The sequence below is a fragment of the Peribacillus sp. V2I11 genome (assembly GCF_030817135.1).
GTDB lineage: Bacteria > Bacillota > Bacilli > Bacillales > DSM-1321 > Peribacillus > Peribacillus simplex.
Map to the genome: position 1 here is coordinate 3,786,386 of NZ_JAUSYW010000001.1, position 19,474 is coordinate 3,805,859.

The 19,474-nt window shown below is 42.8% G+C and carries 21 protein-coding genes, 2 pseudogenes and 1 riboswitch; of the genes and pseudogenes, 19 read left to right on the top strand and 4 right to left on the bottom strand.

Going from position 1 to position 19,474, the window contains the following annotated elements; all coding sequences use genetic code 11:
• Positions 1 to 5: 5 nt before the first annotated feature.
• A complete protein-coding gene (rarD, locus tag QFZ73_RS18505; RefSeq protein WP_307269213.1) occupies positions 6 to 935 on the top strand; it encodes an EamA family transporter RarD in 930 nt (309 codons plus the stop codon).
• Between the two features lie 91 nt (positions 936 to 1,026).
• Here rarD and QFZ73_RS18510 read toward each other — a convergent pair whose 3' ends face one another.
• A complete protein-coding gene (locus QFZ73_RS18510) occupies positions 1,027 to 1,854 on the bottom strand; it encodes a protein-glutamine gamma-glutamyltransferase (RefSeq protein ID WP_307269216.1) in 828 nt (275 codons plus the stop codon).
• A 302-nt stretch (positions 1,855 to 2,156) separates the two neighbouring features.
• A riboswitch (TPP riboswitch) is annotated at positions 2,157 to 2,266 on the top strand.
• A 135-nt stretch (positions 2,267 to 2,401) separates the two neighbouring features.
• On the opposite strand from QFZ73_RS18510, the gene QFZ73_RS18515 reads away from it, so the two are divergent.
• The 5 genes and pseudogenes from QFZ73_RS18515 (at position 2,402) to QFZ73_RS18535 (ending at position 5,995) form a co-directional block, all read left to right on the top strand.
• Positions 2,402 to 3,406 carry an ABC transporter substrate-binding protein gene (locus QFZ73_RS18515; RefSeq protein ID WP_251429322.1) on the top strand — a complete coding sequence of 335 codons (1,005 nt, stop codon included), beginning with the start codon at positions 2,402 to 2,404 and terminating at the stop codon, positions 3,404 to 3,406.
• Between the two features lie 11 nt (positions 3,407 to 3,417).
• On the top strand, positions 3,418 to 3,702 hold the full coding sequence (locus QFZ73_RS18520; RefSeq protein ID WP_034309193.1) for a thiamine-binding protein: 285 nt from the start codon (positions 3,418 to 3,420) through the stop codon (positions 3,700 to 3,702).
• A pseudogene (locus QFZ73_RS18525) lies at positions 3,699 to 4,482 on the top strand (ABC transporter permease). The gene QFZ73_RS18520 and the pseudogene QFZ73_RS18525 overlap by 4 nt, the downstream one beginning before the upstream one ends.
• Positions 4,466 to 5,209, top strand: a complete 744-nt coding sequence (locus tag QFZ73_RS18530) for an ABC transporter ATP-binding protein (protein ID WP_251429316.1) — start codon at positions 4,466 to 4,468, stop codon at positions 5,207 to 5,209. Before QFZ73_RS18525 ends, QFZ73_RS18530 begins: the two are co-directional and overlap by 17 nt.
• A gap of 21 nt (positions 5,210 to 5,230) precedes the next feature.
• Complete coding sequence (locus QFZ73_RS18535) at positions 5,231 to 5,995, top strand: TatD family hydrolase (RefSeq protein ID WP_251429499.1); 765 nt, start codon at positions 5,231 to 5,233, stop codon at positions 5,993 to 5,995.
• A gap of 34 nt (positions 5,996 to 6,029) precedes the next feature.
• Here the strand turns inward: QFZ73_RS18535 and QFZ73_RS18540 are convergent, their stop codons facing one another.
• Positions 6,030 to 6,830, bottom strand: coding sequence for an NAD kinase (locus QFZ73_RS18540; protein WP_307269221.1), 801 nt, complete (start codon positions 6,828 to 6,830; stop codon positions 6,030 to 6,032).
• Between the two features lie 242 nt (positions 6,831 to 7,072).
• Here QFZ73_RS18540 and QFZ73_RS18545 point away from each other — a divergent pair.
• From QFZ73_RS18545 to tpx, 6 genes and pseudogenes are all read left to right on the top strand, one after another.
• A pseudogene (locus QFZ73_RS18545) lies at positions 7,073 to 7,446 on the top strand (4-hydroxythreonine-4-phosphate dehydrogenase PdxA).
• A gap of 307 nt (positions 7,447 to 7,753) precedes the next feature.
• The gene (gene sppA, locus QFZ73_RS18550; protein WP_307269224.1) at positions 7,754 to 8,755 is read left to right on the top strand and encodes a signal peptide peptidase SppA; all 1,002 of its coding nucleotides are present in this window, start codon (positions 7,754 to 7,756) and stop codon (positions 8,753 to 8,755) included.
• Positions 8,756 to 8,767: 12 nt separating this feature from the next.
• Complete coding sequence (locus tag QFZ73_RS18555; RefSeq protein ID WP_251429307.1) at positions 8,768 to 9,310, top strand: RDD family protein; 543 nt, start codon at positions 8,768 to 8,770, stop codon at positions 9,308 to 9,310.
• A gap of 99 nt (positions 9,311 to 9,409) precedes the next feature.
• Positions 9,410 to 10,102, top strand: coding sequence for a DUF2953 domain-containing protein (locus QFZ73_RS18560; protein WP_307269229.1), 693 nt, complete (start codon positions 9,410 to 9,412; stop codon positions 10,100 to 10,102).
• A 15-nt stretch (positions 10,103 to 10,117) separates the two neighbouring features.
• On the top strand, positions 10,118 to 10,594 hold the full coding sequence (ytfJ, locus tag QFZ73_RS18565) for a GerW family sporulation protein (protein WP_063232707.1): 477 nt from the start codon (positions 10,118 to 10,120) through the stop codon (positions 10,592 to 10,594).
• A gap of 177 nt (positions 10,595 to 10,771) precedes the next feature.
• Positions 10,772 to 11,272, top strand: a complete 501-nt coding sequence (tpx, locus tag QFZ73_RS18570) for a thiol peroxidase (protein ID WP_251429298.1) — start codon at positions 10,772 to 10,774, stop codon at positions 11,270 to 11,272.
• Between the two features lie 167 nt (positions 11,273 to 11,439).
• Here tpx and QFZ73_RS18575 read toward each other — a convergent pair whose 3' ends face one another.
• Positions 11,440 to 11,796, bottom strand: coding sequence for a hypothetical protein (locus tag QFZ73_RS18575; protein WP_251429295.1), 357 nt, complete (start codon positions 11,794 to 11,796; stop codon positions 11,440 to 11,442).
• Positions 11,797 to 12,342: 546 nt separating this feature from the next.
• Here QFZ73_RS18575 and QFZ73_RS18580 point away from each other — a divergent pair.
• The 5 genes from QFZ73_RS18580 (at position 12,343) to QFZ73_RS18600 (ending at position 16,292) form a co-directional block, all read left to right on the top strand.
• Entirely contained in the window at positions 12,343 to 13,329 is a 987-nt protein-coding gene (locus tag QFZ73_RS18580; protein WP_307269236.1) for a class I SAM-dependent methyltransferase, read from the top strand.
• 177 nt (positions 13,330 to 13,506) lie between these two features.
• Positions 13,507 to 14,712, top strand: coding sequence for an acetate kinase (locus QFZ73_RS18585; RefSeq protein ID WP_307269239.1), 1,206 nt, complete (start codon positions 13,507 to 13,509; stop codon positions 14,710 to 14,712).
• Between the two features lie 227 nt (positions 14,713 to 14,939).
• Positions 14,940 to 15,419, top strand: coding sequence for an EcsC family protein (locus tag QFZ73_RS18590; RefSeq protein ID WP_307269242.1), 480 nt, complete (start codon positions 14,940 to 14,942; stop codon positions 15,417 to 15,419).
• A gap of 1 nt (position 15,420) precedes the next feature.
• The gene (locus QFZ73_RS18595; RefSeq protein WP_307269245.1) at positions 15,421 to 15,783 is read left to right on the top strand and encodes an EcsC family protein; all 363 of its coding nucleotides are present in this window, start codon (positions 15,421 to 15,423) and stop codon (positions 15,781 to 15,783) included.
• Positions 15,780 to 16,292, top strand: coding sequence for a MogA/MoaB family molybdenum cofactor biosynthesis protein (locus tag QFZ73_RS18600; RefSeq protein ID WP_144480523.1), 513 nt, complete (start codon positions 15,780 to 15,782; stop codon positions 16,290 to 16,292). Before QFZ73_RS18595 ends, QFZ73_RS18600 begins: the two co-directional genes overlap by 4 nt.
• Before the next feature lie 52 nt (positions 16,293 to 16,344).
• On the opposite strand, the gene QFZ73_RS18605 is transcribed toward QFZ73_RS18600, so the two are convergent.
• A complete protein-coding gene (locus tag QFZ73_RS18605) occupies positions 16,345 to 16,659 on the bottom strand; it encodes a hypothetical protein (protein ID WP_307269252.1) in 315 nt (104 codons plus the stop codon).
• A 213-nt stretch (positions 16,660 to 16,872) separates the two neighbouring features.
• On the opposite strand from QFZ73_RS18605, the gene QFZ73_RS18610 reads away from it, so the two are divergent.
• Complete coding sequence (locus QFZ73_RS18610; protein WP_251429280.1) at positions 16,873 to 18,078, top strand: argininosuccinate synthase; 1,206 nt, start codon at positions 16,873 to 16,875, stop codon at positions 18,076 to 18,078.
• Entirely contained in the window at positions 18,075 to 19,454 is a 1,380-nt protein-coding gene (gene argH / locus QFZ73_RS18615; protein WP_307269257.1) for an argininosuccinate lyase, read from the top strand. The genes QFZ73_RS18610 and argH overlap by 4 nt, the downstream gene beginning before the upstream one ends.
• Positions 19,455 to 19,474: the final 20 nt, after the last annotated feature.

A 19,474-nucleotide genomic window follows, 5' to 3' on the forward strand; every position in this document is an offset into this window, starting at 1 on the left:
AGGTTATGAAAGTCGATCAACAAAAAGAAGGGGCGATCTATGCTGCCCTTTCTTACATGATGTGGGGAATCGTGCCGATTTACTGGAAGTTCCTTCAGGGAGTCGGTGCAACGGAAATTTTGGCTCAGAGGGTATTATGGTCTTTCGTGTTCATGCTGGTTTTATTGATGTTCATGAAAAAGTGGCAAGCGTTTCTTGATTATGTCAAAAACATAATGGGAAACCCCAAACTCTGTGTGGCATTACTAACGGCGTCACTGCTTGTTACAGCTAATTGGGGAGTGTTCATCTGGGCCGTTAACTCAGGACGGATCCTCGACACGAGCCTTGGATATTATATCAATCCGCTAGTCAGTGTACTATTGGGAGTGATAGTCTTAAAAGAAAAATTGAGCGGGGCCCAAATCATTTCATTCCTGCTTGCAGGAACCGGAGTCTTGATCCTTGGCATTCATTTCGGCACGATTCCGTGGATCTCTCTTGTTTTGGCCATGACCTTTGGATTATACGGTCTGGCAAAAAAAATGATCAAGGCCGAGTCGGCGATCGGGCTGACGCTCGAAACGATGATGGTAACGCCTCTGGCCCTGGGTTACCTGATATACTTGATGAACCGATCGGAAATGCAATTCTTTACAGAGGGAAGCACAAGCTTGCTATTGGTGGGCGGCGGGATTGTCACGGCGTTGCCGCTTTTATATTTTGCAAAAGGGGCGGAGAAGATCCCGTTATCGATGCTTGGCATTTTTCAGTATATCGCTCCGACCTTATCTTTATTGATCGGGGTATTCGTCTATCATGAAAGTTTTACCAAAGCACATCTTTTAGCCTTTTTGTTCATATGGTCAGCCTTGGCTGTTTATACACTATCCATAACGAAATGGGGTCAGGCAAGTGCCCGCAGGTTCAAAGGCAAAGGGAATATTGGTGCGTGAATAATAAAAAGATGCTTGGGAGATCCTCCCAAGCATTTTTTTATTCCGGTATTTAATAAAACGGTTTTACGGCATAGGGGAAATGCCAGGGTCATGAAAGGTAAATCTTCGGTCCTATTTCAGAAACAATACAATTGGAAAGGCTGACAGGACTGTGATCGGGCTTTGCACGGGGGATATTTATTTGGAATTGTCTATAGAAGGAACTATCCAGGAAAATGATATGATCTGTCAGGAATGCCGATATGGTGGCGTTCGGCATTCTATTGCTATTTAATTCATCGATGATTCCCTGTGAACTGGTAATCCCGATTCCATGGCCATAAAAGAGGTTTCTCCCTAATAATATGGCATTTTCACCTTGCCATTCAGGAGTTGCCTCGTCGTGATCAGGGTTTTTGAAGTAAACGCAATCACCTGGTAAATAATCCCTTCCTTGATGAATAATGAGAGCCATATTCTGTGGAGGGCGAAAGTCATATAAAAATAGGTCTGAAAAAAGATGGTCGAAATTCCTAGGGCCGATCAAATCCAAAATGGCCTTTAAAAAAGTGACGACTATCGCTGTCCCGCATTCGAAAGCATAAAGCCTTCCATTTATGAAAATGTCAACGAGTGCTGCATGAGGGAGAATCCCTGGCTGAAGTGTAAAGGTGCCACCCTTGGAAAGGCGCCAATATTGATTATTGCATTCCGATTCCTCAAGTGTGGAAAATTCTGCATCACTTTTGTCCAACGCAAAAGCTGCCTCAATGACTCGGTTCCTCAGTTGTATCTCGAAATTGAAATCTCCAAAGTTCCGGTATTCAAAAACGTTAGAATCTTCCGCCAGCAATTGAAGAATTTCAAGCGATTTAGTAGATGCTATACCTGGTTGGATTTGACTGACATCTAACCATTTGTGATTAATCTTTATCATGATCATATCCACCTTTTGCTTATGAAATTAAGGGTTTATAAAACCAGTAAACAGAAATGTCTACAGGTAATGCTCATTATATGAATACCAGCAAAGAAATGACTATTTGGAACGTGTCAGCCAAGAATGATTGGAAATGAAAAGCGGCAGAATTATTTTGCTTTCAATGATTTTTCGTTCAAAAGATGTTTTGCTAGATATCCTAAAGTGCAAGGAATACCTTTCCAATTAGTGAGAAGAAGCAAATTAGTATTCCTTTTTCCCTATGAATTGATATAATGAGAGAGAAATGTTCATATGTGCGAGAAATGTAGGGGGGCCAGTACTGCTGGCTGAGATTGCATCCTTTAGATGCTGACTCTTTGAACCTGATCTGGATGATGCCAGCGGAGGGAACATATTATTACTGACTTTCTGTTTTGTATGTTAACGTCCGAATTCATCTTCGGGCGTTTTTTGCTTTTTTATCCAGTATTTGAATAGAACCTGGAGTCCCCATTATGGTTCCGGCATATGGATCTTATATGATGTGTAGGAGGATAAAAACTTGAATAAATTCTTACCACTGTTAACTTCATTGTTCCTTTTGGCTGGATGCGGTGCAGGCGGAACTAATGAAAAAGAAGAAGCATCCAAAAATGAAGGAAATGAAGAATTAAAAAAGGTATCGGTCGTGCTCGATTGGACACCGAATACAAACCATACAGGATTGTATGTAGCCAAGGAAAAAGGTTATTTTAAAGAACAAGGTCTTGATGTGGAAATTATCATGCCGGGTGAAGCTGGAGCTGATAAGCTTGTCGCTTCAGGGAAATCTGAATTTGGCGTGAGTTACCAGGAGGGCATTACGCAGGCCCGCGTGCAAGGCGTGCCAATTGTTTCGGTAGCTGCCGTCATCCAGCATAATACCTCTGGATTCGCTTCCCCTGAGGCAAAGAACATTAAAACTCCAAAGGATTTTGAAGGGAAAACGTATGGTGGCTGGGGGTCTCCAGTTGAAAAGGCCATTATAGATTCACTCATGAAAAAAGAGAATGCGGATGTAAATAAAGTGGACATAGTCAATACAGGAGACACGGATTTTTTCACTTCGGTTAAAAGGGATATAGATTTTGCCTGGATTTATTATGGATGGACAGGCATTGAGGCCGAGTTGCGAAATGAAAAGCTTAATATGGTTTACTTAACCGAATACTCTGATAAGCTTGATTACTATACGCCTGTTTTGACAACAAATGAAAAGATGATAAAAGAGGATCCCGAGACTGTTAAAGCATTCGTTCATGCAGCATCGAAAGGGTACCAGTTTGCGATTAAGAATCCTGATGATGCAGCAGACATGTTAATTAAGTCTGCACCGGATCTTGATGCAAAACTAGTGAAGAAAAGCCAGGAGTGGCTTGCAGCCAAGTATCAGGATGATGCTCCGCGATGGGGTGAACAAAAGCTTGAAATCTGGAAGGATTACAGTGATTGGATGACTGAAAATAAGCTTCTTGAAGGTGATTTCGATCCTGAAAAGGCATTTACCAATGAATTTTTACCAAAATAGGAGGAAATACAATGGCCAATTCATTAATTAGTATCCAAATTATTCCTAAAGGGGAAAATGTCATCCCCATGGTGGATGAAGCAATCAAGATCATTGAAGAATCAGGTGTCAAGTATGAGGTTCACCCGCTTGAAACGACAATGGAGGGTGAGCTTTCCGAACTTTTTGCCGTGATAGAAAAAATGAATGTAAGAATGATTGAAATTGGATCACCGAATGTCATTTCCCAAGTGAAAATATTATATCAGCCAAGCGGGATTACGATGGATACGTTAACGGAGAAATATCGGGCATGATCGGAAGGGGAATTTGGAAGAAGGGGGCTCCCTTCTTTCTTTTATTATTGTTGCTGATAGTATGGGAGTCAGTGACAGTCTTATTGAAAGTTGAAGAATGGCTGCTTCCCGCTCCATCGGCCATTTTCATTGAAGGAATGGAGTCGTACCGCAATCTTTACGGACAACTTATATCCACTACCGGGCTTGCGTTGTCGGGTTTTTTTTATTGGAAGCTGCATCGGCTTATTAATCGCGGCAATCCTACACCTATTTCCAGGTGTGAAGGACGCGGTTTATCCTCTGCTCATACTATCACAAAATATACCTATCATAGTTTTGGCGCCGCTTTTGGTGATCTGGTTTGGCTTTGGCATGCTGCCTAAGTTAATAGTGATTTCGCTTGTATGTTTTTTTCCGGTAGCGGTTGCATCATTGGACGGTTTTCGCCAGACACCATACGAACTTAAGCATTATTTCAAGATGATGGGAGCGGGAAAAAACCAGTTATTTTGGAAGCTGGAACTTCCTCACTCGATCCCGCTCATTTTCTCCGGCCTGAAAATTTCGGCCACCTATAGTGTAATGGGTGCGGTTATTTCGGAATGGCTTGGGGCAAAATCGGGGATTGGTGTTTATATGACCCTCGCTTCCTCTGCGTTCAGGACAGATCGGGTGTTTGTTGCCATTTTCATCATTATGGGAATGAGTCTGATCTTTTTTGGAATCATCACCTTCCTGGAGAAATACTTAGTTTCTTGGAAGAGAAAGGAGGGCGAAAAGGATGAAACTGGAAATTGATGACGTCTCTTATTCTTTCGATGGTAAACAGAATATATTGGAGAATATGAATTTCCATGTGGATGATGGGGAATTTGTCACGATCCTTGGGCCATCGGGCAGCGGTAAAAGTACATTGTTCCACTTAATTGGCGGCATTTTGAAGCCGGAACATGGCATCATTTCATTGGATGGTAAAAAGATAAATGGCTTAAAGGGCCATATCAGCTATATGCCCCAGCAGCCTTCCCTTTTACCTTGGAGATCGGTATTGGAAAATGTTTTACTTGGAAGTGAACTTGCTGGGATCAGAGATAAAGAAAAGGCAAAAGCCCTTTTGATGAAAGCTGGATTAGAAGAGTACGAGAAAGCATATCCGCATGAATTATCCGGAGGCATGAAGCAAAGGGCAGCATTCATTCGGAGTATCTTAAGTCCACAGGACTTGATGTGCCTGGACGAACCCTTTTCTGCCTTGGATGAACTGACAAGATTGCAAATGCAAAAATGGCTGTTGTCGGTTTGGGAAGAAAATCGGAGGTCGGTGCTTTTTGTTACTCATAGCATAGATGAAGCGGTTTTCCTATCAGATAGAATTTATGTGTTATCAGCAAAACCGGCTGCTGTCATCAAAGAAGTGGAAGTTCCATTTCCAAGGCCAAGAAGAGAAGAACAGCTTCTCAGTGATGAATTTTTTCATATGAAGAGAGAATTATATACAGCACTAAAGCCAACTTTTTCTACTTAAGGGAGGCGATTAAACTTGAGAATGATCGACAGCCATATCCATTTGGATCGGTATGATGAAAGTAAACGGAAGCAGATCCTGACAGACATGGAAAAGGTTCATATGGAATCCTTGCTGACTGTTTCCATGAATTTGGCTTCTTCGATTAACAATTATCAGCTTTCACTCAAGGATTCACGAATTAAGCCTGCCTTTGGCTTTCATCCAGAGCAGTCCCTTCCGAGTGATGAAGTAGTGAACGAATTATTGAACTGGATGCGGGAACATCATCAAGATATGGTTGCCGTAGGTGAAGTTGGGCTGCCCTATTACTTAAGGCAGGAAAATCCCGATATTGATAACTCAGCGTATATAGTGATACTGGAGAGGTTCCTGGCCCTAGCCAAAGAGGTTGAAAAGCCGGTTATCCTTCATGCCGTCCATGACGATGCACCTATCGTTTGCGACCTTTTGGATAAGCATCAAATCACAAAGGCACACTTTCATTGGTTTAAAGGCGATATCCGGACAGTCGAAAGAATGGCCGAAAAGGGCTACAGCATTTCGATTACACCTGATGTTTGTTATGAAAGGGAAATACAGGAATTAGTTTCGGCATACCCACTTAAGCTGATGATGATTGAAACGGATGGCCCATGGCCGTTTGAAGGGGTTTTCAATGGGAAATGGACCCATCCCGGCATGATGCATGACAGTGTGCGTCAAATTGCTTCGATTAAAGGAATGCCGATTGAGGATGTCTATGAAATCCTTTATCAAAATACGAAAGATTTTTATCAAATATAAAGGTACCGGTTATCATCCCGGTACCTTTAGTTCGTTATAGAAAGGTCCTTTTAACCTTTTCCCAAAAGGAATTGTCTCTTAGCTTAACGGTCTTGATGACTTTACCGCTTAACCGTACCTTTACCTTTTCGACATGATTGATGCTTAAGGCTTCATTGTCCATTCCGATGATCGGATAGCTTGGTCCGTTTTGTTCAAGGTGGACGGTCAACGTCTTATCACCGCTTAGGATGAATGAGGAACCTAAGGTCCGATAGGTATTATTATTGATGGAAGCAAGCTCGCTCACTTGAAAGCAAGGGAGAAGGGGATCGACAACGGCCCCATTGACCGATTTATTATAGGCGGTGCTTCCTGTCGGAGTCGCAATGATGATTCCGTCCCCGCGAAAAGTTTCAAAATGGAGTTCATCAATGAAAATATCCATGATGAACGTTTTGGTGATGGAAGAACGGATACTGAGTTCATTAAGGGCATAAAAGGAGGGCTGATCGTCCAATTGGATATCGATGGTTGGATATTTACGCACCTCTATTTGCTCTCTTGTCATGGCATCGATCATTTTATCACTGTCTTCCAAGTGGAAATCGCAATACATATTCAAGTTACCTGTGGTGGAAATGCCCGCATATAAACAGTCATCCCTGAACCCGGTTTTACGGGCTGCCTGCAGGAATGTGCCGTCATCACCGATGCTTACGATGATGTTTGCTTTTGTGAAATCCTGGATGACTTCATACGAATGTTGCTTCGCCAAGTCTGACAAGTATTCAACCTTGCTAAGCAGCTCTGCATTCGGTGCATGGAAAAAATAAATATTCCTTCGAGTGTTCATCATGTTCCCCCCTAGTATGTATGGTGATGAAAGGGCTTTCTTTTCTTTTTGAGAAGGGAAAGCCGCCAATACTAAATGCAGCTGCACATTTCTTACACTTTTACATGACATAGTTTATCATGGAATGACGCACTTTTGTTATTCGTTTGAGGAAGCAGTATCGAAAACTCCACTGCAGAAAAAGCGGATATTGAACGCTGACAAAGGCGGACTTCCAAAACCCAAGCATTGCTGTTTATGGTATAAACCCTCATGCAGGGGAAAATGGCTTATTTGGAAATGGTGAAGAAGAAGAGAAATTATTGCCTGGAATAGAAAGGGCACGGGTGAGGGAATCAATGTAAGCGGGCCGCTTCCTGCAGATACATTGTTCTTCAGGGCTGGCCGTGGAGATTTTGATATTGTCATTGCCTGTTATCATGATCAGGGACATACCCCAATCAAGGTTATGGGAATTGAGGCTGGGGTCAATATTACAGTAGGGCTCACAGGCGGCATTGTCCGAACTTCCGTAGATCATGGCGCAGCCTTTGATATCGCTGGGAAGAACATCGCTGATGAAAAAAGTATGCTTGCGGCCATTCAGTCAGCAATTGAATTAGCTCCAAAGCAATGAAAATAGAAGCTGCCGGGATGAATCCAGGCAGCTTTTTGGTTTGGCTGATTTTCCGTTTAAGGCATTTACTGCTCAGGCTAAGAATAACTTGGAGAAAAATGAAATATTTATTTCCATGTATATCATGATCCCTCCTTGTATCAATGGAGATGAAATATAAATGGAGATTGTGCAAAATGCACCAATGCATTTCCAATTAGAGGATTATTTGCTACAATTTTATATATCTTAGTTTATCATGGAATGAAACATTTTCGTCATTAGTTCGTATGGTAAGAAGGATACATATATTTAAGGGGGAAAACAGATGAATGGAAAGCGTTGGGCGGCACTTGGAATTGCAGCCGTTTTATTTTTTGTTTCTATTGCTGTAGGGGCAGCTACGACTCTATTTACAGCGGACACGGAAAATATCATTGATGAATTATTTGCTTCCGAAAGTGCATTTTACGAGGAAGTCATAGAAGGCGATGATATCTCTAATGTTATTGCCGTATTTGATGTAGAGGGCACGATTCAAGATACAGGAGAAGCCTCATTACTTAGTTCAGCAACATATAATCACCGTGCCTTCATGGATAAGCTGAAGATGGCAGAGGAAAATGACGATATCAAAGGAATCATCCTTCGGGTGAATTCTCCAGGCGGCGGTGTCGTCGAAAGTGCAGAAATCTATGATAAGATCCTTGATATCAAGAAAGTGAAAAAACCTGTCTATGTATCAATGGGGTCCATGGCGGCTTCAGGCGGATATTATATTTCTGCACCAGCCGATAAGATATACGCCAGCCCAGAAACGATGACGGGTTCGCTTGGCGTCATCATGCATGGGTATAATTACGAGAAGCTGGCCAAGAAGTATGGTGTTGAGTTCGAAACCATCAAAAGCGGACCGCACAAAGATATTATGAGCCCGACCCGGGAAATGACTGGGGAAGAACGCGAAATACTGCAAAATATGATTAATAATTCTTATGATCAATTTGTAAAAGTCATTGCAGACGGACGCGGTATGACAGAGAAGGAAGTAAGGGAAATAGCCGATGGCCGCATTTATGATGGTCGTCAGGCTAAAGAAAACCATCTAATCGATGATTTCGGCCATTTGGATGATGTAATTGCCGCGATGAAAACTGATATCGGTAAAAAGGATGCTCAAGTAATCCGTTATACAGATGAGGCAGGTTTCGGTTCATTATTCAGTATGGGTGCACAAAAAATGTTGGGAAATGATGTGGAAACGGCAGTCTTGACAAAAGTCCTTTCCTCTTCAAATTCTCCACGCTTAATGTATTTGTATGCGGAATAGGGGGGCTGAAGGATGACGGAACGAAATGAAAACAATGAACAAATCGCTTCATCCAATCTAATGGCAGATCCAGGGGTTCCCGTTCAGCAGCAGGAATTTACACCATTAAAGAAGGCCGTGGATGATGACGAAGTCAAAAAAGTGCATTTTGCCGGTTTTTGGATGAGGTTTTGGGCCTATTTAGCCGATCTATTGGTTATCGGAAGTTTGAACCGGATTTTGATTCATCCCATCTTCAAATTTTATGAAGGGACAGATGATCTCTGGTTTTCCGCAGAGGGCTTCTTAACAGGGGCCGTATTCTTCTTATACTTTGTTTTGATGACCAAATTCTTGAACCAAACCCTTGGCAAGATGATTTTTGGACTGAAAGTCGTTGCATTGAAGGAAGAGAAAAAAACCATTTCATGGGGTACGATATTGTTCAGGGAGCTGATTGGCCGCTATATTTCAAAAGTCACTTGGATTGGCTATCTCTTGGCAGGCCTTTTACCGAAGAAACAGGCTTTGCATGATGTCTTTGCAGACACGGGCGTTGTGTTGATCAGAAGATGATTTCTTCCATTCATAAATCTGTAAGAGCGTGATTTTCGCTTTTGCAGGTTTATTTTTTTTGCATATGCCGATAATGATAGGCTGAAGGGGTGTGGGTGCATGAAGTGGCTTTTTTTGATTATGGGTATCCTCATTTTGGTGCTGCTAATTGTTGTTTTCACTAAAGTAAGAGTGTCAATCGACTACAAACGTGTCCAAACGAATGATCTAATACATATTAAATTATCGGCTTGGTATGGGCTTTTTCACTATACATTCAAGGTTCCGGTCATCAAAATGGAAGATGACTCGGCAACTGTAGTAGTAAAGGAAGAGCAAGAAATGAACGGGAAAACCGAAAAGGAAGAAAAGAAAAAATTCACAGCCGAAGATTTGCGTGACGGATTCGCAGACAGTCTGGAGATGCTTCAGCATATAATCGGATTTCATAGGATCGTCCTTCAATTCACAGGGAAAGTCCAAGTCAAAAAGTTCACCTGGCATAGTATGGTCGGTACTAAAAACGCTGCACACACCGGTGTTTTAACTGGAGCATGCTGGGCACTTAAAGGTTCAACCATCGGTTTGCTGACAACCTATTTCAACTTCCGGATCATGCCCTCCTATTCCATTACACCCGACTTTCAGAAATGGCAGGCAAACACGTCGATTTCCTGCATATTACAATTTAGAATCGGGCAGGCTATGGTGACTGGAATAAAACTGCTTCGTTATTGGAAAGGCGGAAAGCCGCATTTCAAGTCCAGTAAATTAGCGAAGCTATCAGGTGATTCCAATAAACAATCGTTCTAGAGTGGAGGAATTTAAATGTCAGATCATCCGATCCAAGGTTTAATGAAAGAAGCGATGGAAAATCTGAAAGAAATGGTCGATGTCAACACGATCATCGGAGATCCGGTGGAAACTCCGGATGGAAGTGTCATTTTAACCGTATCCAAAGTTGGATTTGGTTTTGCAGCCGGTGGCAGCGAATTTGTTATGGACGGTAACCATCAAGGACAGCAAGGTGATTCCAAGCAGCCTTTTGGAGGCGGTAGCGGCGGTGGGGTTTCCATAACACCAATTGCCTTTTTGATTGTCGGTTCCCATGGGGTGAAAATGATTCATCTGGATGAAGGGACGCACCTTCTCGAAAAAATGATGGATTTAGCTCCACAAGTCGTCGATAAGATTCAGTCCATGCTATCCAAGAAAGACAGTAATCAAAAGCAAGGAAGTAATCAAGGCGGCAGTCAACCAGCTGTCAAGAGGTACCAAGAACCTAAACAGGATATAGATTTCTAACTGTGACTCGGCATCTGCCGAGTTTTCTTTTTTCTGCAGTCTGCCATCAGCATAAAAAGATTGGATGTCGGACATGTGCAAGCACCATTCACATTTCCCAATTCAATTAATTGCAAAATTCCGGCAAAACAAATATTATTATGCTTGTACATATAGCAGAAAAGGGAGGAATTATTAATGGCTTCAGTTACATTTAAAAACAACCCGATCACTTTAGTGGGACAAGAACTAAAAGTTGGGGACAAAGCACCTGATTTTACAGTATTGGCTAATGATTTATCACCGGTTACATTAAGCGACTCCAAAGGTTCTGTCCGCATTATCAGCGTGGTTCCATCCGTGGATACAGGTGTATGTGATGCACAGACACGTAAATTCAATGAAGAAGCGGCAAAATTGGATAATGTGAAAGTACTGACGATCAGTAACGATCTTCCTTTCGCGCAAAAACGCTGGTGTGCTGCTAGTGGCTTGGACAATGTTCAAGTTCTTTCCGATCACCGTGACCTTTCATTCGGTGAAGCATATGGTGTCGTCATGCAGGAACTTCGTCTATTGGCTCGCTCTGTATTCGTAGTGAACAGCTCTGATGAAATCACATATGTAGAATATGTGAGTGAAGGTACCGACCATCCAAATTACGAAGGTGCAATCGAAGCGGCTAAAGCGGCAAAATAAGATGCGGATTCTAAGAAACCGGGCACAATGTGCCCGGTTCTTTTGTTTTAATGTTGATTTTCTTGTTGAGTAAACACCTTGTCGTTGAAGTGGACAGGGGCGTTCGTTTTCTAATGCAATGATTTTTATGATTTTTCACGAGTTTCATTTATATATGCTGGATTTAGTTAAGGCTCTAAAGTCGGACCATTTAGTGGTAAAACAATCTTGCCAGACCACTCTTGACCATTAGGTGTACCTACTTTTATGTCAATTTCATTAGGCCACGACGGCATTTGTCTTTGATGGGGTCCTGGAAAAAACCCCGCTTGTTGCCCTGCTCGATATCCATCTCGATACCCTTGACGATACCCTTGTCGATACCCTTGACGAAACCCTTGTTGAAACCCTTGTTGCTGCCTGTTGAATTCATCTGCTGACTGTATACCGTGTTGCTGCCTGTTCAGTTCATCTGCTGACTGTATACCATGTTGCTGATTTATTGGATTAACCGGCCCATGATAGTATTGATATTCATTATCCATAAGATCACCACCTCATGTATGGTATTCTGTTTGGGCATTCATTGAGCCTTTCCAAATAATAAAAAATACAGGGCAACACCCCTGTATTTCAGTTTGTAGACAAAAGGGCTTCGGAAAACGTAACTGTGAGCAAATGATGTTCCCGAACCAACTGACCCAAAGCAATATCTTCAACTCCTCGGTATGGTTTATATCTAAATTTTATAACAAAGATGATTGGAGAGGAAGGTGCGGGACTCCTGCGGGAAAAGTGCGTCTAGGGAGACCCCGCAGGCGTATGCCGAGGGCAGACCGCTCGCGGAAAGCGCGTGCCTGGAGCGGAAATCAACGTCCAAATTGTACACCCTGTATTTTATTTACCTTTTAATTACTCATGGTTAAAAATTTTGAAAGAAGAGTGGCGTGCGAGAGTTTCCTCATATGCGGACTTTCAAATCGGAAAACAGTGCGTGAAACAAACGAAGAATGATAAGCAGGACGTACGGCTTGTAACTCTTTCTTCTTACCTTTAAAATAGGGACAGAAGCAAACAGGAGGAATTAATAAGTGAAGTCTACCCCAGTTGAACAATTATTTTATGAATTTGATGAAACAGCCCAAATATTGCAAAGCGAACTATCATGTACGTATCTGGATGCCCTGGGTGAAACGGGCGAGAATTTCTTCCAAGGGAAAGTCCTGCAGGAGGAAATAAGTGAAGTATCGAAGAAGAGGTTAGTGAAGCATTATGCAGATTTTTCACCAGAGAAATATGAGAAGGAAGCAATCCGTAAAGCGTACCAGCTTACTATTCTAAAAGGCATGCAGCAGAGCGTTCAGCCGAATCATCATATGACCCCTGATGCAGTCGGCATGTTCGTCAGCTATTTAGTCGGTAAATTCACCAAGGACCAAAAAGAGATAGTCATGCTCGATCCAGCCATCGGAACGGGGAATTTACTATTTGCGATCTTGAATCAACTTACTGATAAAAACATCGCTTCATATGGTGTCGAGATTGATGAAACCTTGATCAGGCTTGCTTATGCAGGTGCAAACCTGCAAGAACATCCGCTGCAATTTTTCAATCAGGACAGCTTGGAGCCGCTTTTCATAGATCCTTCAGATGTTGTGGTCAGTGATTTGCCGATTGGTTATTACCCGAATGATGTGCGGGCAGCTGAATATGAATTGAAGGCCGATAAGGGACATTCTTATGCACACCATTTGTTTATTGAACAAGGTGTTAAACACGCGAAGGATGGCGGGCACCTATTCTTCATTGTCCCGAATAACCTGTTCGTCTCGGAGGAAGCTCCGAAACTCAATGATTTCCTGAAGAAGCATACACATATCCAAGGGATGGTGCAACTGCCGCTTTCCATGTTTAAGAGTGAAGCGGCAGCGAAAAGCATCCTGATCCTTCAAAAGAAAAAAGAGGGCATTGAAGCACCGAAGAAGGCATTGCTCGTACAACTTCCGAAGTTGTCGGATTTCGAAGCGACCAGGTCTGTCATGCAACAGATGGACGATTGGTTTAAAGAGGAAAAATAGTCAATGAAAGCTGATGCCGCAGGCATTGGCTTTCATTTTTTTTTGAAAAGTGATTATTTGCAATTTTTCATTATTATTTGGTTGAATCCGCTTGCCATGATAAGATTGTACAATGCACTGCATGTTTCGTTGAGATGAACATTGGAAGAACTAGCTTAGAGTAAAGGAGCAGGATGGATGTCAAAAATCATGGCTATTAATGCGGGCAGCTCTTCTTTGAAGTTTCAGCTTTTTGAGATGCCAAGTGAAAAAGTGATTACAAAAGGTCTTGTGGAAAGAATCGGCTTGAAAAATTCCGCATTTACCTTAAGCGTCGAAGACGAAAAGGTTTCTGAAACGATGTATATACCCAATCATGAAGTGGCTGTAGGGCTTTTGTTGAAAAAGCTGATTGACCATCGCATCATTGACTCCTTTGAAGAAATAGATGGCGTAGGGCATCGGGTGGTGCATGGCGGTGAGATATTCAGCGACTCGGTCTTGATTACGGAGGACGTAATAGGGGAAATCGAAAAGCTTTCCGAGTTGGCACCCCTTCATAATCCCGCCAATATCACCGGGATCAAAGCCTTCAGGCAAATTCTGGATGATGTGCCGGCGGTTGCGGTATTCGACACTGCCTTCCATCAAACGATGGCAGCAGGTTCCTATTTGTACAGTTTGCCTCTTGAATATTATGGAAATTATGGAATAAGGAAATATGGGTTCCATGGCACTTCACATAAATATGTATCCCAGCGGGCTGCCGAAATGATTGGCCGACCAATTGAACAGCTTCGATTGATATCATGCCATTTAGGGAATGGTGCCAGCATTACGGCCATAAAGGGCGGCAAATCGATTGATACTTCAATGGGATTTACGCCATTGGCCGGAGTTACTATGGGAACGCGTTCAGGGAACATCGACCCTGCACTGATTCCTTATATCATGGAGAAGACGGGAAAAACAGCAGATGAAGTGCTGGATGTCCTGAATAAGAAAAGCGGCATTCTGGCCCTTTCCGGGTTTTCCAGCGACCTGCGCGATATTCAAGTTGAAGCGGATAAAGGCAATGAGCGGGCCGAACTCGCACTTAAAGTGTTTGCAGACCGAATTCACAAGTACATAGGCTCCTATTCAGCTAAAATGGGAGGTGTGGACGGAATCATTTTTACAGCGGGCATCGGTGAAAACAGTCAAACCATTAGGGGGCTAATCTTGGAGGGACTTGAATTCATGGGGGTATATTGGGATAAGGATCTCAATCGCACCAAGGGTAAGGAAGCGTTCATCAATGCTCCCTATTCCCCTGTGAAAGTCATGGTCATCCCCACTAATGAAGAAATCATGATCGTCAGGGATACCATGAAAATAGCTTTGAGCGAAACTTGGAAAACATGACTTCCTGTTTTTTATACTAATCCCCTTATCTCTCTGGTAAGGGGTCTTTCCCGTGAATGCAGTATATCGAATCTCATCCAAGGAAATCCGCCTTAAATCATGGATTTTATGACCATGCAGCACATCCCCTGGAACGCTGGACCTCCACTATCTATTCTCTGAAAAGCTTCCTTCTATGGTATACTTAAGGGAGAATCCACCAATTCTGTACATAGGAGGCTTGATGCATGGAATTCACGAACCGGGAAATGAAAGTTTGGAATGAAATTAGTGAATGGCAGGAAAAACTTTATCAATATGAACAAACGGACCTTGCTGCATTGTATGATAAATGGTTGGAGCAGGGGTTCGCCCTGCTTCCGGAAAACGTCCAACAACAGTTTTTTGAAAAGCTTGATACCTGGCTTTTTCATTTGCATGCCATGGTTCAGAGCTCACAAGTTCAAATAGATGCAAGAGAGCGGATTTTAGCATCTGCGCGCGTGTTTAATGAAGAAATCGAAACGTTGAGTGATTTGAATCACTTATCGATCGATCAGTTGAATTACATAGCCAATCAGCATATCGCTAAGCATCGCTTATATTCATTTGCACAAGGCGGGATGAGCGGATCAGGAGGTCTGCTTCTGCTGGGGAGCGATATTCCAGCCATGATGGTCATCAATGTAAGGATCGTACAGCTGATTGCGATGTCTTTATGGTGTTGAGGTGAATACGCCGTTTGAAATGATGTTGGCCCTTAAGGTATTCAATGCAGGAGCGATGCCAAAGAGGCTCCAAGGAATAGCCTGGGAAGAATTGATCCGCGAGGTCCAGACCGCAGAAGATGACTATTTTTATTTAGGGATCGAAGAACTGACGAACCCTACCTGGATGGAACAGCCGCTGAAGCAGATGTTGAAAGCATTATCCATTATTGTTTTTCGAAAAAAACTGGTTCGGGGCATACCATTCATCAGCATGGCCATCGGGGCTGGATCCAATTATCAAATGACCCGGAGTGTCAGTGAATTTGCCCAGAAGTTCTATCAATATCGTTATTTACTGGAGAAGAAGGCTGATGGAGAATGAGTGTCAAGAATCATAAAAAAGCCATCACGGAGGCAGTTCGCTGCATGGTGATAACCGTCAGCGATACGCGTAATGAAGAAACGGATAAAAGCGGAGCACTGATGATGGAATTGCTGAAATCGAATGGTCATGAAGTGACGGAATATGTAATCGTTAAAGATGAGCGGAAAGCGATTCAGGATGCGGTCACTTCTGGTAGCCAAAGCAGCATGGTTGATGTCATATTAACAAATGGTGGCACTGGCATCGCCAATAGGGATGTAACGATCGAGGCGGTCAAAGAGTTGATGACCAAGGAAATTCCCGGTTTTGGCGAGATTTTTCGAATGCTCAGCTATCAAGAGGATATCGGGTCTGCCGCCATTCTATCCAGGGCGATTGCCGGAGTCGTGAACAACAAAGCGGTTTTTTCCACCCCAGGCTCATCAGGGGCGGTTCGGCTAGCGATGAATAAATTGATTCTTCCGGAATTGGGACATGTCGTTGGTGAACTTCGCAAGGATTTATAAGAGCAAAAAAAGCCACAGTTTTAAACTGTGGTTTTTTTGCATGGAATAGGCCTTAATTATGCATCTTTTCACTTACGACTTGATTGGCACGATACCATAGCCATAAATCATTGATGATGGAAGCAAGTTCCGCAATTTCGGAATTGAGCTGGCATGATTTGGCGAAATTACCCTCATCGGAGAGCCGAAACTGCTTTCGGTTAATGGTGGATTCCAGTTCCTTGATGCGGTCCGGGATGCTTCCCCGGATATTCTCCCAGTGTACGAGTATTTGCTGTCGCTCGCCTTTTGTATATTCATCCCACTCCAGATTCAAATCGGGAATTGAGATGCCAAGCCGTTCATCATAGGTAAATAGTTTTTTCATATGCCCTCCGCTTTTCGAATTATCATACTCCTAGTTTACTATATTCTCGCGGAAGCATCCAATGTGTAAATTCCCTGAAAATATTAGCGGATTATTTAGCGAAATCTTTAAAATACCCCTTGTATTCCTTTAATAAAGATGATAAAGTACTAATCATAGATTGAATAAAAATAACAAACGATGAATTTTTATTCACACGAAAGGACGATGGAAATGGAAAATCAAAAAGTTGTTTTAGCATATTCCGGAGGTTTGGATACTTCCGTTGCAATTAAATGGTTACAAGATCAAGGGTACGAAGTTGTGGCATGCTGTTTGGATGTCGGTGAAGGGAAAGATTTGGACTTCATTAAAGAAAAGGCGATCACTGTTGGTGCTGTAAGTTCCTATGTCATTGATGCGAAGGACGAATTCGCTGATGAATTCGCATTGACTGCTCTTCAGGCACATACTTTGTATGAAGGGAAATATCCATTGGTATCAGCTTTATCTCGTCCGCTGATCGCGAAGAAATTAGTGGAAGTGGCTGAAGCGGAAAACGCTGTAGCCGTTGCGCACGGTTGTACGGGAAAAGGAAATGACCAAGTGCGTTTCGAAGTATCCATCTCGGCATTGAACCCTGATTTGCAAGTTCTTGCACCTGTTCGTGACTGGAAATGGTCTCGTGAAGAGGAGATTGAATATGCAGCGAAAAATGGCATTCCCGTTCCGATTGGCATGGCGAGTCCGTTCTCGATTGACCAAAACCTTTGGGGAAGAAGTAACGAATGTGGAATCCTGGAAGATCCTTGGGCAGCTCCACCGGAGGATGCATATGATTTGACTGCAAGCCTTGAATGTACGCCAGATACTGCTGATATCATTGAAATTGGTTTTGAACAAGGTGTGCCAGTTACATTGAATGATAAAAACTATAAATTGGCTGACCTGATTGTCGAGTTGAATCAAATTGCCGGCAAACACGGAGTTGGACGTATCGATCACGTTGAAAATAGATTAGTAGGAATCAAATCACGTGAAGTCTATGAAGCTCCTGGTGCGATGACATTGATAGCTGCACACAAAGAACTTGAAGATATCACGCTTGTAAAAGAATTGGCTCACTTCAAACCGGTGATCGAGAAGAAAATGACTGAATTGATTTATGAAGGACTTTGGTTCTCTCCGCTTCAAAAAGCTTTGGCTGCATTCCTGAAAGAAACACAAGTGAATGTAACGGGTACGGTCCGTGTGAAACTATTCAAAGGTCATGCGATTGTTGAAGGAAGAAAATCCGAGTACTCCCTATATGACGAAAAATTGGCTACCTATACAAAAGCAGACGAGTTCGATCATGATGCAGCAGTTGGATTCATTAAGTTATGGGGACTTCCAACGAAAGTGAACAGCATGGTCAATAACAAGAAGGTGACAGTGTGAGCAGCAAGCTTTGGGGAGGAAGATTCACGAAATCTGCCGAAGAATGGGTAGATGAGTTTGGAGCTTCCATTTCCTTTGACCAGGAACTTGTCCTTGAAGATATCCAAGGCAGTTTAGCTCATGTAACCATGCTAAAGAAATGCAGCATTTTACCTGAAGAAGATGCGGATCAGATCATTGCGGGTCTGAAAAGTTTGCAGGAAAAAGCTGAGAAGGGTGAATTGACTTTTAAGGTTGAGATGGAAGATATCCATCTTAACCTGGAAAGTATGCTAATAAGCGAAATCGGTCCAGTTGGCGGAAAGCTTCATACAGGAAGAAGCCGTAATGACCAAGTTGCGACCGACCTCCATCTGTATATGCGGAACCAAACGAAAGTGATTCTGGAACTCATCAATGATTTGCAAATAGCGATTTTGGGACAATCCAAGAAAAATGTGGAAACACTAATTCCAGGTTATACACATTTGCAGCGTGCACAGCCCATTTCATTTGCCCACCACTTAATGGCTTATTTTTGGATGCTTGAGCGTGATAAGCAGCGCTTCACCGAGAGTTTCAAAAGGATCAACATTTCTCCATTGGGTGCTGGGGCATTAGCTGGGACGACTTTCCCGATTGACCGTGCCCTCAGTGCCGAGCTATTGGGGTTTGACGGGATTTACGAAAACAGCCTTGATGCGGTAAGTGATCGTGATTTTGCCATTGAATTCATGAGCAACAGTGCGACAATGATGATGCATCTATCCCGTTTCAGCGAAGAAATCATTCTTTGGTCAAGCCAGGAGTTCCAATTCATTGAATTGGATGATGCGTTTTCCACTGGAAGCAGCATCATGCCGCAAAAGAAAAACCCTGATATGGCGGAATTGATCCGTGGTAAAACAGGACGGGTATATGGTAACCTAACGGGGTTATTGACTGTTTTGAAAGGACTGCCGCTTGCTTATAACAAAGATATGCAAGAAGATAAAGAAGGCGTTTTTGATACGGTTAAGACCATTGTTGGTTCACTTAAAATATTTGCCGGCATGATTTCAACGATGAAGGTGAAAACGGACGTAATGGAAAAAGCAACAAGAAATGACTTCTCGAATGCAACGGAGTTAGCTGATTACCTAGCTTCAAAGGGAATGCCTTTCCGTAAGGCGCACGAAGTGGTCGGGAAGCTTGTATTGTTCTGTGTCCAGAATGGCTGCTATTTAGTGGACCTAAGCATTGAGCAATTCCAGGAAGCTTCCGAGTTGTTTGAACATGATATTTATGATGCATTAAATCCTTATGAAGCAGTTAAACGCCGTAACAGTGCGGGCGGTACAGGTTTTGCCCAAGTCTTGCTGGCGATTGAAAAAGCGGAAAAACTGGTAAGTGAATAACAGGAAAAAGCTCGTTCACC

Bases quoted from the DNA above. Each gene is read 5' to 3' on its own strand.
- rarD (WP_307269213.1), top strand. From the start codon at position 6: ATGAAAGTCGATCAACAAAAAGAAGGGGCGATCTATGCTGCCCTTTCT.
- QFZ73_RS18510 (WP_307269216.1), bottom strand. From the start codon at position 1,854: ATGATAAAGATTAATCACAAATGGTTAGATGTCAGTCAAATCCAACCA.
- QFZ73_RS18520 (WP_034309193.1), top strand. From the start codon at position 3,418: ATGGCCAATTCATTAATTAGTATCCAAATTATTCCTAAAGGGGAAAAT.
- QFZ73_RS18530 (WP_251429316.1), top strand. From the start codon at position 4,466: ATGAAACTGGAAATTGATGACGTCTCTTATTCTTTCGATGGTAAACAG.
- QFZ73_RS18535 (WP_251429499.1), top strand. From the start codon at position 5,231: ATGATCGACAGCCATATCCATTTGGATCGGTATGATGAAAGTAAACGG.
- QFZ73_RS18540 (WP_307269221.1), bottom strand. From the start codon at position 6,830: ATGAACACTCGAAGGAATATTTATTTTTTCCATGCACCGAATGCAGAG.
- sppA (WP_307269224.1), top strand. From the start codon at position 7,754: ATGAATGGAAAGCGTTGGGCGGCACTTGGAATTGCAGCCGTTTTATTT.
- QFZ73_RS18555 (WP_251429307.1), top strand. From the start codon at position 8,768: ATGACGGAACGAAATGAAAACAATGAACAAATCGCTTCATCCAATCTA.
- QFZ73_RS18560 (WP_307269229.1), top strand. From the start codon at position 9,410: ATGAAGTGGCTTTTTTTGATTATGGGTATCCTCATTTTGGTGCTGCTA.
- ytfJ (WP_063232707.1), top strand. From the start codon at position 10,118: ATGTCAGATCATCCGATCCAAGGTTTAATGAAAGAAGCGATGGAAAAT.
- tpx (WP_251429298.1), top strand. From the start codon at position 10,772: ATGGCTTCAGTTACATTTAAAAACAACCCGATCACTTTAGTGGGACAA.
- QFZ73_RS18575 (WP_251429295.1), bottom strand. From the start codon at position 11,796: ATGGATAATGAATATCAATACTATCATGGGCCGGTTAATCCAATAAAT.
- QFZ73_RS18585 (WP_307269239.1), top strand. From the start codon at position 13,507: ATGTCAAAAATCATGGCTATTAATGCGGGCAGCTCTTCTTTGAAGTTT.
- QFZ73_RS18590 (WP_307269242.1), top strand. From the start codon at position 14,940: ATGGAATTCACGAACCGGGAAATGAAAGTTTGGAATGAAATTAGTGAA.
- QFZ73_RS18600 (WP_144480523.1), top strand. From the start codon at position 15,780: ATGAGTGTCAAGAATCATAAAAAAGCCATCACGGAGGCAGTTCGCTGC.
- QFZ73_RS18605 (WP_307269252.1), bottom strand. From the start codon at position 16,659: ATGAAAAAACTATTTACCTATGATGAACGGCTTGGCATCTCAATTCCC.
- QFZ73_RS18610 (WP_251429280.1), top strand. From the start codon at position 16,873: ATGGAAAATCAAAAAGTTGTTTTAGCATATTCCGGAGGTTTGGATACT.